This is a genomic window from Acinetobacter sp. YH1901141 (assembly GCF_013416935.1).
GTDB classification, from domain to species: Bacteria; Pseudomonadota; Gammaproteobacteria; order Pseudomonadales; family Moraxellaceae; genus Acinetobacter; species Acinetobacter towneri.
On sequence record NZ_VPEY01000003.1, the window covers coordinates 136,708 to 151,386 of the forward strand.

Genomic DNA, 14,679 nt, shown 5'->3' on the forward strand with positions numbered 1-14,679 from the left:
TCAATCCCCCTGCAGCAACTTCAAAACCAACGCCACAACAACCAATGCACTGCAAAATCCAATCCCAAAGCTAAACCCTCGGTTCATCCATTCCATAACCGCGGTGTTATTGAATCCACCACTGAGCCACTTCCAAAAGAACCTAATTGCAAAAAATAAAAATGCGCTAAGCAGCACACAAATCAAAAAGTCTTTATTGCTCATAAATCCCCCTGCACAATCGTCATCGGCGATATGTGGTTGCGGATATCACTTACAAAGTCTGTGTGGTCATGGTCTGCAATTGCGGCACGGAGGTCTTTTAATAAGACAATATCCCTGTAATCACAGCCCAATTCATCCACTGTTTCATAGTCCGAATCGAACCAGTCTTTTTCTTCTTCACACCAAACCGACCTAAACTCTAGTGAAAAATAAGCAATACCCCAATCGCCTACACAGTAAACATCCGCTGTCCGATCAGGCGCACCATCCACAATTTTCCGCATCTGTTCGATTGTTAAATTCATGCCTTCAACTCCCTTTCAACATTCATGATGTCTTTGGCGTACTGCGTTGCCTTGTAGTGACTACCTGAAACACGCTCCAAATATCGCCATTCAACAAAATTTTGCAGTTGGCTATAAACGGTTGCCCTGTGTGCATCAATAACGTCTTCTTGAATATCTTTCACAGTGAACAACTGAGTTGCATAGCATGCGAAAAGCAAAATATTTAACTGATCTTCAAATGTGAGCTTCCTTGTTTTATCAAACACGCTTTCAACTGGTTTAATATCCCCGCCATTCTTTAAGAAATCTTCAACTGTTTTGCTCACACCCCACCCCACTTAACCAACGCAGCACCAATCGCCATAAATACAAACATCAAAACTTTGTTTAGGTCTTTCACGTCGCACCGCCTGCATTCATGTTTTTGAAAAGTGGCTTTGGCTGCCCTAAAACCTCGACTTGAGCGCGATTAAACGCATCTTTCCATCCAAGTCCCTCAGACATGAATTTTTGAGTCAGATCACAAATTGCCTGATCTTTGTCACTGAGTTTTTTATTGAGGTTTTTGGCAATTCCTTTTGGTTGTGTTGTGGCAATCATTTTTGGTGGCACATACCACTCTTGTTGGCGTCCTTGCATTTGCGCTTTGGTCAAATAGGTTTCATAGATCGATTTGAACTGCTTGAAAGCCTCTTTCATGCTTCCCTGCTCAACCAGCCAATAAACCGAATCCCAAGCTTTTTTGGTCAAAGTGGTAACTTTTAGTTTTTCAGCGAGTAATTCACGCTCTGATTGATTCGAGTAATCACAAGCACGCTGCCAAGCTTCCTCGACAGTCCACCACGATCCAGCAACACACCATGATTGGAACTCAGCAATGTCTGGGCAATATCGACTTGAATACAGTCGTGCCATACCCTGATTGAATTGCTCATCGGTTAGCATCATCACAGCGCCACGAACAACGGTTTCCATCACTTCGGGTTTTAGGTGTGCATAACGCTTTTGGAATTGACCGCCATAGCGTACTTGCAATGTTTGAAGCAAAGTCTGCTCTCTGGTGAACTCATTACGCATGACCCACCTCCTCAATCAGTACCGACTTTTTTGGTGTGACATCCACCATTTCGTTTTGGCTAAATTGCTCGCCTACTCGCTGGTTGTATTCAGCCCATGGGTTAGCTTGGCTTTGTGGGTGGTATGCTTGTTGCTGCTTAGCCATTCGGTTTTGATACCAATCAGCTCTAAACGATCCCCATTCTTGCTTTGCAGCAAACTCAATTGCCTGCACAAAATTAAGATTCACAGCTTCAGCCTGAAGTTTGATTTCCTCTATCGCCAATTCTGTGAACTCAGAGCCTTTACGTTTTTCAATAACGGCTTGCGCATACTTCTCACCAACCCCCATTTCAATCAGCGCATTAATCGCTTTCTGTTTTTTGGTGATGCGTTTCGGCTTCGGATTTTTTGCAGATTCATCTGCCGTAATATTTATATTGGTTAATGGTTCTTGGTTATTGGTTAATGGTTTATGGTTAGGTGACGGTTCGTGTATTTCCTCACACGCTTCGTGCACGGTTCGTGACGCTTCGTGTTTATATTTACGTTTTTCTTCACGCTCTTTGGCAATTCGTGCATTTGTTTCAGCCTTGTATTTGTAGGAATCTAGCTCCTCTTGAATACGGTTTTGCACAAAACGACCATCTTCCCGAAGCTCGAAAAACTTACTTAGGACGAATTTAACTGCCGCCACTTCTGCTTCATCACGCGCCCACGCCCAATCTAATGCTTCTTCTAAAGTTGGGAATGTTTCACGGTCATAAATTGCATCCATAAGCAAGGTGTAAGCGCCATGTTCAAGCATGGATAAGCGCCCTGCTTTTTTGGCATAATCACCTATGTTGCGTTTGTAATAATGCATTACGCCACACCCTCACTTACTAATTTCTCGATGGCCCACGCCTCACCTTTGGTGGTGAACATTGGTTGGGAAAAGCCAAGCTCTGTTTGTTTTAATTCGCCATAGCCAGCATCGATAAACCACTGCTTAAACACACGTGCGCGCTTCACATTGCGGCTATACACATCTAAGTCATCTAGCAACTTATTCATTGCCACTGCTGACATACCGAGCTTTTGAGCTACTTGCGTTGCATTGAGAAGTGTTGAGCGATCTACAACCTTGTCGAAGTATTTAACCTTTGGTGCTGCGAGTTCTAATTGGCGCGCTTGATCGGCTGCCAGTTGAAGTGCCTCAGCAAATGTTTGAGGTAGTCGCACAGCGTTTTGGTTTTCTAGTTCATACCAACGCTTTACCAGTGCTGCGGTAAACTCTGGGCAAAGCTGAGCAACCACAGTGATTGAATCTAATTTTCCTTGTTCGCCAGAAAAAACATAAACCTCAACATCGTAAATGCGGTTGTTTACTTCCTTTTGTACAACCTCACTGTGAGGACGTGCTATTACGGCATCACGCTTGTCTGTTTTCCCTGAAAGGATTTCTATTGTGCGCTTCACATTGTCGTGACGTTTTTGACAAAGCTCTGCGATTTCCAGACTTGTCATTGATTGCTCGGAATTTCCGAACTGTGGTAAAATTGGCATGTTCATTTTGGCTAATCTCCTTATTGAACATCAGGCTCAGTGGTTGCACCCACTGGGCTTTCTTTTTGGTGTACCAAAGTGCCCGAAGTACACTTTGACCGATTACGCGCCCTTGCCATACGCTCATACTTAGCATCCTCAGCTAGTAGGGCTTTCGCTATGACTTCACGCATCCAACTACACGTATCCTGCTCGTTGGTTTCACTAGCAACAGCGATTGCATCAAGCATTTCATGTGTAAGTTTGATAGTTTTTGGAACGGTGTATTTCCCGCCCAAATATCCTTTTTCGATTGCTTCTTTCAAATCATCGACCCCCATGTTTCCACCTATGCGATTAATGCTTGGTTACGGATGTAATCAAAATCAGCCTCTGGACAAAGCAGATCACAGCTAACCTCACCAAAACTTTCTTTATCAATTTTGATTGCTAGGGATGCGCTGCACTTACTATTGCCGTACATGATTTGGTTTAAGTAGCCCAATGATGTTTGGCAGCGTTTTGCAAAATCTTCGCGAGCATCCAAAGAAAGCTTGCTTAGGAAGGTTTTTAGTTCAGTTGTGTTTGCAGAAGACAAAGCTAAATCTCCTATTAGATATATTTAGTAAATACTAATTTTATTTACTAAGCAAGTCAACAGGGATTTAGTTTTTACGAATTTACTTTTTACTAAAAAATAGATGAAATAGAGTTATGGACATTACTTCTTTACGACGCGCGAATTTACGCCGAGCAATTGATGCTAAAAATAAATCAGAAGGGCTTGCTTCAGATGCCGCATTTTGTGAGCGTTATGATTTAAACCCCAGTCACATATCCCAACTCGTAAAAGGGCATGGGAGTTTTGGCGAGCGTGCAGCCCGAAACCTTGAGAAAAAGGTGGGTTGGGAGGATGGTTTTTTAGATAGAGTGGATGAAGCAACCCATCAGTCCACCGCAGAATTAAAATTTAGTAATGTTCAACCCAGTACCTCGCCACTGCACAAAATCCCCGTGCTTGATTTTGTTCAAGCGGGATTGTTCCATGAATGTGGTTACGATGGCATCAACCCTAAAGGCGACACATATACAACCTACCAAAACGCAAAGCCCGAATGTGTATTTTCGCTTGAGGTGTCAGGTTTAAGCATGGCGCCCGAATTTAATCCAGGGGATAAGCTGGTAGTTGATGCATCAAAGCCGCCATATCCAGGTTGTTATGTAATTGCTCAAAATGGTAGTCATGAGGCTACATTTAAGAAGTATCGCGCCATTGGGTATGATGAGCATGGGCGCGAAACCTTTGAATTGATTCCATTAAATCCCGACTTCCCAACCATGAACTCAGTACAACAAGAAATACGCATTATCGGTGTGGTGGTTGAGCATCTGAGAAGTTTTAATAAGTAAAAAAAGCCGCTATATGCGGCTTAGGTTGTTTTATTAATGTCGCAACCCGAGCGGCTCGTTGATCGGGTGGAGAGAAGAATGAAAGCTTTGCTAATTTTAAAAAATCACAATTTTAACTTAAATCGTTTTAATGAGCTTGCAGGAGTCGAGTCTTCCAAAGGTTACGAGGTGTTATCAACTAGCGTTTTTCTATTCGAGCTTGAGCACGCTTCTCATCTTCTAGCAAATATACAAAGTTGGTTAAACGATCAAGAAAAGTCTTACCATGTAATATACCTTCCAAGCGAACCTGTAATGTTTCAGTATCCAAACAAGGATGTTTCAAATCTTGCAAATTTGATTGACTAGTTACCAGTTCATAAAGAGCATCAACGGATTGCTTGATCTCGTCAGGATTGGTTACACCAACATCAATCAATTTACACATCACTTCATGTCGCCATGCCTTTAATTCTGGTGGCACATCTGCTGGAAGCACACTAGCTAAATTTTCAAAATCCATAACAAACCCCAATCAACCCACCCCAGCGGTGGGTTTTCTTTTGTCTATTAAAACATGAAATTTAGCAAAAATTAAATCAACACTAAATTTATTTAGTAAATACTATTGACTAATCATTTAGTATTTACTAAATTAAACCTCGTAAACAACAAAAAGCCCGCAGACGGTCAAATCAGGCGGGCTCGAATACAACGAGGTCATTATGACAACTAAATCCAATATTCTCAAGTCTGCATTCATTGCAGCATCTATTAGCACAGGACTGGTCGCAGCTTATGCGTTTCAGCCTACTAAAACTGCTAACGAATCAGCAGAACCACAAATCAGTATTGCTGCACAGCAATACGAAGTTAAAAGCGTGAATTGCAACCAGGTGTGTGTCGCTACTGTCAAAGCTGACGAATACAGCATTTATGTTGAATATGCGCTTGATGATGGCTCGGTTGAGTTTTTAGACATCCTGAATGTGGTGCATTTTGATGAAAGCGTAAATGCGCACATTGATCGTTATGAGATTGAAAAGATTAATGCAGCCTTGACAAATTTGAGCGCAAAACAATGAACCACCTGGAACGTGCAGCGCAACAACGGGAACAGGCACTGAATGATTTCTACAGCTGGTGCGCCGTATTCGGGTTCCAGCCAGTGAAAGACATGGATGAATCGGACAAGGTTCAGTTTAAGGACCAAGCCACACAGGACGTATGGCTGAAGTTTAGAAACCTGTTGGCACGCATCAAAACGGCGAACCGCCTAGAGATGCTCAAAGCGGATAAAGCATGGCGTGATGGACAAATATTTGTCGCTGAAGACCATCTTAAAAAATTAACCAATGAAGAAATTTGACGTTCACCGACAAAGGATTGTCGCTTGGCCGTAAGCATGGTGGATCGGCCTGTAGCTCCGTAGGTGATGGAGAATTTGTGAAAGACTCCTCCTTGGTCGGTCTGTTGGTCATGTAGGAATGACCAGCATGAAAGAGTAGCAATGAACCGTAATCACTAGGCAGAAAGGTATTCATGGCGTCACCCCCTGCGCTTGCCGGATGGGGATTTTATTCAACAGATTGGAATGAAAAATGATTCGTAAAAAATACTGTGAAGACTGTTTTGATGGGAATGACGTTACCGTTTTCCCATATTACGGCACAGCACCGCATACGCACTACAAGCACAACGGCGTGCTGATCGGCACCGCTTTTGCGTCACCAGAAGAATGGCCGGAAAACTTTGAACCGGATCCTGAAGCCGATGGCCTTGGAACCTATACTCACTGCATGAATTGTGGTGCGGATGGCAGCCTCACCTTGCCAGGTGAAATTCTGGAAAGTTTGAAAGAGGTAGTGTGATGAACTCAGCAGCTGATCTAAAACGATTACATGAGCAGACAGCTCTACAAAAAGCAAAAGACAAGGTAATTGATGCTTTAAAGAATGACCCGCTTGGCTTATCTGCAAACCAATTAATGACTGTTTGCCGCTTGAGTATCAAGACAGTGAAAAACATCCTAGCTGTTATTGATGTTAAAGAAGAACACGGTGTTTATTTTCTGTCAGGTGTAGCTAGAGCAGAAATTTCAACTGAGCCACAAGCAGAAGAAGTCACACCTGTGGTACGGGGAAAGGTTCATGATGCAATTTTGCAATATTTGCATGACTTTCCTGCAGGTTTAACAAAGCCTGAATTGATGGCTGCTTTGCAACTAAATGATAAGCAATTCACCAATGGCATTTATAAGCTGAAAAACGAGGGTGAAATTATCCGCACTGGTAAGTTCGGCGGCTACAAATACCAATTAAAAACTAATGGCCAAGAAATGAATACTGAAGTTATTGCGGCACCAGTTGCTGAAGAAAATACGATTGAAGTGCAACCTGTTGTAGAAACGTCTGCTCAAGATCCACAACCAAGTGAGCCTGATGCTATCGCTTTATTAAAAGACCAGATTAAAACAGTGGTCACACGTAAAAGTGAATTGACTCTACAGCAAGACCAACTGAGTGAACTTTTATCAAGTGTATTCGGTTTAAACACAGTCAATTTTTGTGTTGAAGGTAGCCGTTTAGTGGGTGTGCATCTTTCTCAAGAAGAGGTGGCGTGATGGATATTTCGATCAAACAAGAAAAATGGCGTCAAGAACGCCCACTATTTGAAGCTGAGTTTATTCACTCTCACCTTCTACCGTATTTCAATTTCAATGAAAGCACTGGTGATTACGAAATCAAAAGTGAATTTGCCGAAGATGAGGATCGTAAATTGGCTTATGAGGTTTTAAACACTGGTTGGGTTATGTGGTTGCGTGCAAAACGTGATGCCAAATCGCAAGCCGATGCACCAGGTTACATAACTGTTACCCATGAGCGCTTGCAAGAGTTAATTGCAATTGCTGTTAAGACAGCACTGGAGCAAATCAATGACTGAAATTCAACAAACGAACGTCGGCGTGGCGAATTTCATTGCTGGTGAGTTGCACAAGATGTTGCCCTTTGACTTGGTGTTAGATCTAGGTGAAACAGGCGCTCTTTATGAAATAGCGGTTGATATGCGTCATTTAAATTCTGATTTTGTTGAATGGGTTATCAATGTCACAAAGAGCAGAAAGGCTAATGGCACTGGAGTCATTATCCGTGTGCAAAAACACTTTGTGCATCCGCTCTACAACATGCTTGCTTTATATATTAATAAACATGACCAGTATGGTGTGGTTAAAGCATTGGGAGAGGTGTCGTGATGGCATTAAAAAACTTAGACTCAGTTGCTGAATGTAAAAAACAGCAATTACTTGAAAGTTTTATAGCTGCTCCAAATGATCAAAATTTTGGTCAAGAAGTGGTGGCGTGATGGCTAAGTACATCGAAACAGAGCTTGGTATTGAAAAGCAGTGCATTACCTGTGGTGACTACTACCCTGCAACAAAGCAATTTTTCTTTGGCACTGGTCGCAAGAAAAAAGATGGTTCGCCTTGTTTAGATGCTAACTGCAAGGCTTGCTACAAGGAACGGTTTAAACCGCAGATTCAGCGTTGTTATGACGTAGCGCATAGATATGAGGTGGCGTGATGGATTTACAGAAAGAAAAAATTGCTCATGAAATACACCTGCTTTCACAAGGTGTGGATTTTAAATATTTGCCGAATATTCAATATAACGAATTGGAAAATGTTTATGAGCTAATTGAATGGGGTGAGGAATATAGCGAAGCCCTGAATGAAATTAATTCAAGCTGGTGCACATGGCAAGCAGCCAAAGCCCAAGCCGTTCCTAATGGGTTTGTTTTGGTTGAAAAAACAGATCTTGAATGTGCGATTGATGCTTTGAAATGGGCATCTAATGAAGATGGTGATCTTTGCGCCAAACAAGCAAGTGTATTGGATGATGTGCTTAAAGCACAGGAGCCAGCCAATGACTGAAAAACAATGTGCTTGGGTTGAGAATCAAGATGCAAATTGGGAAACAGGGTGTGGTGAAACCTTTGTTTTTAATGATTGCATGCTGCCATCGGAACATTCTTTTAAGTTTTGTTGTTTTTGTGGTGGGGAGCTTAGTGAAACAGTGTTTGAGGAAGATTGGGATGACTGAATACTGCTTCATGTGTAAAAGGTTCACGGTTCGCTGTGGCGTGTTTTGTAGTAAATGTGGGTTTAAGTGAGGTGTTCTGAAATGACAAGCAGTATTCAACGTATCAAGCTTGGCGTGTTTTCTAAACGCTACTGGCAGGATGAAGAATCTCGTCCATGCCGTGAAACTCTGATCAACCACATTAAACGCGGTTGGTTAAGTGGCAAGAAAATTGGCACGCACTGGTACGTTGAATGCACGTCTTGGGGTGCACCATTGTTTTATACAACTGAAACTCCTAAGGTGGAATTAAAATCTCCACCAAAAACAGGAAATTCAATTGCAGACAAAATTTTAGCGGAGATCTAATATGGCTCCTCGTGGTCGTACTGTGGGAAATCGAGATCTCCCACCTCATGTTGAAATCGATAAAAAGGCAAATGGTACGGTTTATTACCGCTACCTATTGCCAAATGGTCAACGGAAGTCGCTAGGCAAAGATAAATCCGAAGCGATTAAAGCAGCCCAGGCACTAAATTCTGTGCTTGAACGTAATCCTGATATTGTTTCAAAAATACTAACGTCAGTAGAAAAAGCTCAAAAGCAATCGACCATCCCGACATTTGCCCAGGCGCTGGCTGAATATGAAAAGATTCATTTGCCCAAAAAGAAATATGCCAAAAACACTTTGGAAATTATCACGGCGAATATCGGCAAATATCACGAAATGTGGGATCAGTATTATTGTGAAGATATTTCCCTATTAATGATTTCGGAGTTTTTAAAACAGCAAACCGATTTTCAGGCAGAAAAACACCGTTCCCAATTAATCGACATTTGGAAGTATTTTGTCGCGAATGGATGGGCACATGAAAATATTGCTGAAAAGACTTTAAAACCGATACGCCCAGAAAAGACTCGAACCCGACATTCAAATGAATCGATTGAAGTGATTAAGGCAATATGCCCATCATGGTTAAAACTTGCGATTGATCTAGCCATTCATTCTATTCAACGGCGTGCCGATCTGGTGGTGATTGAACGGTCCAGCATTAATATCAAAGACAACACCATGACTGTGCTACAGCATAAATCACTGAATTATGACAAGCCGGTATTTATTGAAGTGGATATGCATCCAGAATTGAGAGAAGTGATTTTGCAGTGTATTGAGCACTCAATGAGACTACGCTGCCCTTTCCTCATTGCTACACGTCCAGAGCGTATTACCGCACACAACCGGAATATTAAACTGCATCCTTTTGCAGTGACTGAAGACCACCTGACAAAACAGTTTAAGAAGTATCGGGACCTGTCTGGTGCATATGATCATCTGGAACCAAATGAACGGCCATCACTGCATGACCTACGTGCTTTGGGTATTTATAACATTACTCAAAAGTATGGAAAAAAGTATGCACAGGCACTGGCTGGACACGCCACTGTGAAGATGACAGATCACTATCTGGAAGGTCATGAAGCGCCAAAACCGGAACGGGTAAGCTATCGTTAATTATAGTTTTTAAATTCTAATTGAGGACTTATCAACAGTACGGAATAATTTAATACCCCGAAAATACCCCGAAAGAACCCCGAATAGAAAAGCCCACGTTTCAAGGTGGGCTTTAATATACTGATTTAACAGTTAATTTTGGTAGGCATATCCAGACTCGAACTGGAGACCTCTACGATGTCAACGTAGCGCTCTAACCAACTGAGCTATACGCCTAAAGTGCTTCGCATCATATTCAGTTTTGATTTTTAAGACAAGTCCTTTCTGTGTTTTTTCAACACATCCGAGCAAGTTTTAAGCAAATCAAAAAACACCTGCTCTGAAACACGGTCATGTTCAGGCGCATAAGAATATTGTTGATAGCACACGCCTAAACGCTTAAATGCCTCTTGTTCATTTGCATCTACCTGCGCTGCTAAACGCTGCATCCACACACTCACTGTTTCTGCATCCTGTTTTTGCAACTGAGCGGGCAATCTTTTAGAAAATTTGTCTAAGGCACGATTTATGCGAGAACCTTGCTGACGTTTTTTCCAAAAAATCCAGCCAAAATACCCTGCTAAGATCATGAGAATACTTGAAACCAACACCGCTGCCAAAGCATAGTTTGAGTGCAGCCCTAAGCGTCCAAACCAGTGACGCTGTGACTCGGCATCATAACCCACGACCTTGCTTTGCCATTGATAACTTGCATAATCACTCCACACCCGTAAAGAACGAATAAAATTAGAATGTTGGTATTGCCACATTTGTGTGTCAGCACCCAAAACGGCCCGATCATCTGCCATTAGGTTTTGCATACCATCATCTATACGTTGAGGTGCAATGATGGCTGTCGGGTCTATGCGTACCCATTGTTGATTGAGCAACACTTCTGTCCAAGCATGTGCATCTTGCTGTCGTACTTCCCAGCTTTGTCCATCGGGTGCAAGTTCCCCACCCTGATAGCCCACGACTACACGCGCTGGAATCCCGACATAACGCATCAATAAGGCAAAACTTGAGGCATAATGTTCACAAAAACCTTGCTTACTCTGAAACAAGAATTCATCGACTCGGTTTTGTCCGAGCATTCCAGGTTTTAAGGTATAACTAAAGCCATTATTGCGATACCACTGCAATACATTCTGCACGTAGCGTTCAGGTTGTTGCTGACTTTGAGCAAACATCTGCAGGGCAAATTGCTGAGCTTTTGGGTCAGATTGCGTCTGTACCTGAACATTTAAACGCTGGCTAAAGCGTCGATAACGCTCGTTCTGTGCATCATCCCCTTGAATACGTGCAGATTCCCCAACCCACTGCAAAGCAATCGGTTGAATCCGACCATTTTGACGCTGTGGCACCATACTCCAATCACGGCGTAACACATAGCCGTGTTGATTCGGTACAGATTTTTCCAGCGCCAAAATCCACTGTACACGTGGATCTGCTGCAATATATTGATACTGAAAATCGACTTGCTCTGGCTGTAATTGTGCTGCCTGAACGGGTTGTTGATTGCTGAAATTGCTTGTCCATGTGCGACCATCATATTGATCCAGTACCATCGCCCGCCAATATAGTTTTGAACGTGGCGGCAGTTGCTGCATATTCCCCACAATACGAAATGCCAAAGCAGAAGATTGTGATAATTCGGCAATATCGCCCGGTGACATCGTGTCACTAATACCTGTCACGCCTTTGGCATCAGGAATAGGTACATGCCACAATGGCGGTAAACGTGGAAAGAATAAAAACAATAATAAAAAGAATGGCAAAGCGTATGCGATAAACTTGGCGACATTTTTAAGGTCATGCTTTGCATCTTGGCTGCTCGAATGACGCGACGCATAATCTGAAAATGCACTTTTTTGAATCCGATATAACCCAATTAAACAACTGATTAAACATAGAATGACCAACACGGTCATCCACATGCTTTGGCTGTATAAAAATGAACTGGCGCTCACAAAAAGCGCAAAATTAAATAAAATAATCAGGTCGCGCTGAGTATGACTTTCTAAAGCTTTGGCAAACAAAAAGGTGCTTAATAAGGCAACCCCTGCCTCTACACCAATCAGGCTTTTATAACTCAAATAAATGCTGGCTAAGGCACAACAGGTCAATCCATAAGTCCAAACTTTAGAAATACGCGCTGTCTTGTTTTTATAGTGAAGATACAACAGCAACAACATGAGTCCGAAAATGACACTCAATGCCACAGGGCTAAACAGCATGTGAGCAGCCAAAATTAAGATCAGGCTAAGCAGAATAGATTGCTGAATCAAATTGTGCATGATCATCAAGCCTGTGCCAAAAGAATTTTTGCCTGTTTCAACTGCCGCTCACCTACGCCTTTTTCAAGGGTCGCATGTGGCAAAAACATCGCATAATTCAACTGTTGTTGTTCACATTGCTCGGCCAAACCCATCATCAAACTTAATTTTTCTTCGTGGGTCGGTGCAGGCATGTGTTCATAGTGAATGTCGATACTCTGTTGATCCTGATATTGTTCAAAAACTTTGACATATAAGCCTTGCCCTCGTGCCGCTTGCTTCCACGACACAGCTTGCAAAGAATCGCCCAATTGAAAATCACGCAGCTCACGAAACTCGTCTAAATCAGGTTGAAAGCTGTGTTGATGCTGTTTATTCTCTGCGCTATACATGGCGGCTTTGGGCGCAACCCACGCGGTACGTGTCAAATTCAAATAAGTCCACGCACGTACCAAGCCAAAAGGATAAACCGAATAAATGTGTAAATGAGGGAAATTAAACTGCCCACGTTGCTCCGCAAAAAATGTCAATACATACTGCTGCTGGGTGTCTTGAATAAGAACCTTTTCTAATTGATGATTGGCTTTAATCCATAAATAGCGTGCCTGCGCGACCTCTTGTTTGAAATGCAATTGTAATTGCAATACTTCGCCCACTTGCCCAACTTCAGTAGTCACAATTTCTATCTCTAATTCATGCAACTGCTTAAAGGTCAAATAAAAGCTGATACATAAAATGGCACTGATCAAAAAGCAAAAGCCTAAAATTAGGTTATTGCCATAATTCACGCCTGCAATAAACGTGATCAAAATCAGCACTAAATACAGATAGCCCTGTTGGTAAATAAAAACCAAAATATCTTTTTGTTTTAAGGCCTTGTGTCGATCAAATTTAAAACGTGTCTTGATCCAGTTTTGCCATGCCTGCTTAAACATGCGTGTACTAACTCACTTTAACCTGTTGCATCACATACAAAGTTTCTGCCTCACTCAATCCAATACGATGTGCAGCAACTGCCACAAATACCGCTTGAATATCATCGGCAGTGACAAAACTACGTTGCTCAATTAGAGCATGTGCTTGTGCTGCTTTTTTCAATGCCAAAACACCACGGGTAGATAATCCGTGACGCGCTTTACGGGTTTCTGTGGCTAAGTCGAGTAAGTAATCTAGCGCGGTATCTGACACATAAATTTCCGTGACCAATTGCTGTAAATTTAAAATTTCTGTTTCAGTAAAAATATGGGCCAAACTGGCAATCAGCGCATGTCTGGAGTTTTGTTGCAGCAACATTTTTTCAGCAAAACGTGATGGATAACCCAAAGACAGACGCATTAAAAAACGATCAAGCTGTGATTCTGGCAGCGCATAAGTACCACTTTGAAACAGTGGATTTTGTGTGGCAATCACCCAAAAAGGTTGCGGCAAGCTATAACGCACACCATCCACCGTAACCGCGCCTTCTTCCATCGCTTCCAACAAGGCACTTTGGGTTTTAGGCGAACAACGGTTAATTTCATCTGCCAATAAAATTTGGGTAAAAATAGGGCCTTGCTTAAACTCAAATTGATGTTCTTTTTGATTAAACATATTCACGCCAATCACATCACTGGCCAGCATGTCATTGGTAAACTGAATACGCTGAAATTGCAGACCCGCCAAGTGCGATAAGGCACTCGATAAAGTCGTTTTACCTAATCCGGGTAAATCTTCAAAAAGCACATGCCCGCCCGCCAACAAACAACTTAACGCCAATTTGGTCTGCTGTTCTTTATCTAAAATAATGGTATTAATTTCAGTCAAAAAAGCCTGAATTTTTCCAGCATAAGATTCAATCTGTGCATTGAGCTGTTGCTGCGCTTGCGTCAGTTGTTGTTTTTGAACTTTTTCTGTACCCCAAATCACAGTAAATCCCCTTATCCCCAATAAAAAACGGCGCATGTTTAAACATACACCGTTTTGCTAAATTTCCAAAGAAATCCTCGAGATATTCTAAACTGCCTAAAAAAGTAAGTTTTAAACAGCTCGTATCTCTATACGTTTCCATCGTGATACGGGATTAACACGGACACTTTTTCAAACCACCTTTTGCCGATGGATAACGCGCATCGACACAGTAGCGATAAAAAGTCTTCGGATCCATGGCTTCTAAATCTGGATGATGCTTACGCATGTGTTCCAAATAATTCTGATAATCGGGTACACCGACCATTAAACGAAAACTTTGTTGCAAACGCTGCCATAAAGTAGCGATACGCGACCAGTTTTTCGGATTCAGAATCAAATCCTTTTGCGACATGATGGTCATTTTAATGATGTTGTAAATCACCGTTTTACTCTGTTGGGCAAATTTAAGCTTAATCATGTGC

The 14,679-nt window shown here is 42.1% G+C and carries 25 protein-coding genes and 1 tRNA gene; 12 read left to right on the forward strand and 14 right to left on the reverse strand.

Annotated elements, in window-relative coordinates; translation table 11 throughout:
* The 8 genes from FTV52_RS03140 to FTV52_RS03175 all read right to left on the reverse strand — a co-directional run bounded on the left by FTV52_RS03140 (position 1) and on the right by FTV52_RS03175 (position 3,672).
* The gene (locus tag FTV52_RS03140; protein WP_179989831.1) at positions 1-204 is read right to left on the reverse strand and encodes a hypothetical protein; all 204 of its coding nucleotides are present in this window, start codon (positions 202-204) and stop codon (positions 1-3) included.
* Positions 201-509 carry a hypothetical protein gene (locus FTV52_RS03145; protein ID WP_179989833.1) on the reverse strand — a complete coding sequence of 103 codons (309 nt, stop codon included), beginning with the start codon at positions 507-509 and terminating at the stop codon, positions 201-203. The genes FTV52_RS03140 and FTV52_RS03145 overlap by 4 nt, the downstream gene beginning before the upstream one ends.
* Positions 506-817, reverse strand: a complete 312-nt coding sequence (locus tag FTV52_RS03150; protein ID WP_179989835.1) for a hypothetical protein — start codon at positions 815-817, stop codon at positions 506-508. Before FTV52_RS03150 ends, FTV52_RS03145 begins: the two co-directional genes overlap by 4 nt.
* Before the next feature lie 70 nt (positions 818-887).
* A complete protein-coding gene (locus tag FTV52_RS03155; protein WP_179989837.1) occupies positions 888-1,568 on the reverse strand; it encodes a hypothetical protein in 681 nt (226 codons plus the stop codon).
* Positions 1,561-2,412, reverse strand: coding sequence for a YdaU family protein (locus tag FTV52_RS03160; protein ID WP_179989839.1), 852 nt, complete (start codon positions 2,410-2,412; stop codon positions 1,561-1,563). The genes FTV52_RS03155 and FTV52_RS03160 overlap by 8 nt, the downstream gene beginning before the upstream one ends.
* Positions 2,412-3,101 (reverse strand): phage antirepressor KilAC domain-containing protein, encoded by a 690-nt coding sequence (locus FTV52_RS03165; RefSeq protein ID WP_179989841.1) that lies wholly within the window; start codon positions 3,099-3,101, stop codon positions 2,412-2,414. The genes FTV52_RS03160 and FTV52_RS03165 overlap by 1 nt, the downstream gene beginning before the upstream one ends.
* Before the next feature lie 14 nt (positions 3,102-3,115).
* On the reverse strand, positions 3,116-3,415 hold the full coding sequence (locus FTV52_RS03170; protein WP_179989843.1) for a hypothetical protein: 300 nt from the start codon (positions 3,413-3,415) through the stop codon (positions 3,116-3,118).
* 8 nt (positions 3,416-3,423) lie between these two features.
* The gene (locus FTV52_RS03175; protein WP_179989846.1) at positions 3,424-3,672 is read right to left on the reverse strand and encodes a hypothetical protein; all 249 of its coding nucleotides are present in this window, start codon (positions 3,670-3,672) and stop codon (positions 3,424-3,426) included.
* 116 nt (positions 3,673-3,788) lie between these two features.
* On the opposite strand from FTV52_RS03175, the gene FTV52_RS03180 reads away from it, so the two are divergent.
* On the forward strand, positions 3,789-4,484 hold the full coding sequence (locus tag FTV52_RS03180) for a LexA family transcriptional regulator (RefSeq protein WP_179989848.1): 696 nt from the start codon (positions 3,789-3,791) through the stop codon (positions 4,482-4,484).
* Between the two features lie 178 nt (positions 4,485-4,662).
* Here the strand turns inward: FTV52_RS03180 and FTV52_RS03185 are convergent, their stop codons facing one another.
* Complete coding sequence (locus FTV52_RS03185; protein ID WP_179989850.1) at positions 4,663-4,986, reverse strand: type VI secretion system contractile sheath small subunit; 324 nt, start codon at positions 4,984-4,986, stop codon at positions 4,663-4,665.
* 202 nt (positions 4,987-5,188) lie between these two features.
* Here FTV52_RS03185 and FTV52_RS03190 point away from each other — a divergent pair, with 202 nt between their 5' ends.
* From FTV52_RS03190 to FTV52_RS03240, 11 genes are all read left to right on the forward strand, one after another.
* Entirely contained in the window at positions 5,189-5,548 is a 360-nt protein-coding gene (locus FTV52_RS03190; protein ID WP_179989853.1) for a hypothetical protein, read from the forward strand.
* Positions 5,545-5,832 carry a hypothetical protein gene (locus FTV52_RS03195; RefSeq protein ID WP_179989855.1) on the forward strand — a complete coding sequence of 96 codons (288 nt, stop codon included), beginning with the start codon at positions 5,545-5,547 and terminating at the stop codon, positions 5,830-5,832. Before FTV52_RS03190 ends, FTV52_RS03195 begins: the two co-directional genes overlap by 4 nt.
* 232 nt (positions 5,833-6,064) lie before the next feature.
* A complete protein-coding gene (locus FTV52_RS03200; RefSeq protein ID WP_179989857.1) occupies positions 6,065-6,334 on the forward strand; it encodes a hypothetical protein in 270 nt (89 codons plus the stop codon).
* Entirely contained in the window at positions 6,334-7,086 is a 753-nt protein-coding gene (locus FTV52_RS03205; RefSeq protein ID WP_179989859.1) for a hypothetical protein, read from the forward strand. The genes FTV52_RS03200 and FTV52_RS03205 overlap by 1 nt, the downstream gene beginning before the upstream one ends.
* Positions 7,086-7,406 carry a hypothetical protein gene (locus FTV52_RS03210; RefSeq protein WP_257221648.1) on the forward strand — a complete coding sequence of 107 codons (321 nt, stop codon included), beginning with the start codon at positions 7,086-7,088 and terminating at the stop codon, positions 7,404-7,406. The genes FTV52_RS03205 and FTV52_RS03210 overlap by 1 nt, the downstream gene beginning before the upstream one ends.
* Entirely contained in the window at positions 7,399-7,716 is a 318-nt protein-coding gene (locus FTV52_RS03215; RefSeq protein WP_179989861.1) for a hypothetical protein, read from the forward strand. The genes FTV52_RS03210 and FTV52_RS03215 overlap by 8 nt, the downstream gene beginning before the upstream one ends.
* 109 nt (positions 7,717-7,825) lie before the next feature.
* Entirely contained in the window at positions 7,826-8,044 is a 219-nt protein-coding gene (locus FTV52_RS03220; protein WP_179989863.1) for a hypothetical protein, read from the forward strand.
* Positions 8,044-8,394: a hypothetical protein gene (locus tag FTV52_RS14685; RefSeq protein WP_257221649.1), complete on the forward strand. Its 351-nt coding sequence runs from the start codon at positions 8,044-8,046 to the stop codon at positions 8,392-8,394. The genes FTV52_RS03220 and FTV52_RS14685 overlap by 1 nt, the downstream gene beginning before the upstream one ends.
* Positions 8,387-8,563: a hypothetical protein gene (locus tag FTV52_RS03230; RefSeq protein WP_179989865.1), complete on the forward strand. Its 177-nt coding sequence runs from the start codon at positions 8,387-8,389 to the stop codon at positions 8,561-8,563. The genes FTV52_RS14685 and FTV52_RS03230 overlap by 8 nt, the downstream gene beginning before the upstream one ends.
* A gap of 81 nt (positions 8,564-8,644) precedes the next feature.
* Complete coding sequence (locus FTV52_RS03235; protein WP_109291593.1) at positions 8,645-8,911, forward strand: hypothetical protein; 267 nt, start codon at positions 8,645-8,647, stop codon at positions 8,909-8,911.
* 1 nt (position 8,912) lies between these two features.
* Positions 8,913-10,055 carry a phage integrase Arm DNA-binding domain-containing protein gene (locus FTV52_RS03240; RefSeq protein ID WP_179989867.1) on the forward strand — a complete coding sequence of 381 codons (1,143 nt, stop codon included), beginning with the start codon at positions 8,913-8,915 and terminating at the stop codon, positions 10,053-10,055.
* Between the two features lie 139 nt (positions 10,056-10,194).
* Here the strand turns inward: FTV52_RS03240 and FTV52_RS03245 are convergent.
* The 5 genes from FTV52_RS03245 to FTV52_RS03265 form a co-directional block, all read right to left on the reverse strand.
* A tRNA-Val gene (locus FTV52_RS03245) sits at positions 10,195-10,271 on the reverse strand.
* Between the two features lie 32 nt (positions 10,272-10,303).
* Positions 10,304-12,331, reverse strand: a complete 2,028-nt coding sequence (locus FTV52_RS03250) for a DUF3488 and transglutaminase-like domain-containing protein (RefSeq protein WP_179989869.1) — start codon at positions 12,329-12,331, stop codon at positions 10,304-10,306.
* A 5-nt stretch (positions 12,332-12,336) separates the two neighbouring features.
* On the reverse strand, positions 12,337-13,245 hold the full coding sequence (locus tag FTV52_RS03255) for a DUF58 domain-containing protein (RefSeq protein ID WP_167845921.1): 909 nt from the start codon (positions 13,243-13,245) through the stop codon (positions 12,337-12,339).
* A gap of 7 nt (positions 13,246-13,252) precedes the next feature.
* Positions 13,253-14,212: a MoxR family ATPase gene (locus FTV52_RS03260; protein ID WP_096901148.1), complete on the reverse strand. Its 960-nt coding sequence runs from the start codon at positions 14,210-14,212 to the stop codon at positions 13,253-13,255.
* A gap of 157 nt (positions 14,213-14,369) precedes the next feature.
* Positions 14,370-14,675, reverse strand: coding sequence for a YbdD/YjiX family protein (locus FTV52_RS03265; RefSeq protein WP_004971610.1), 306 nt, complete (start codon positions 14,673-14,675; stop codon positions 14,370-14,372).
* Positions 14,676-14,679: the final 4 nt, after the last annotated feature.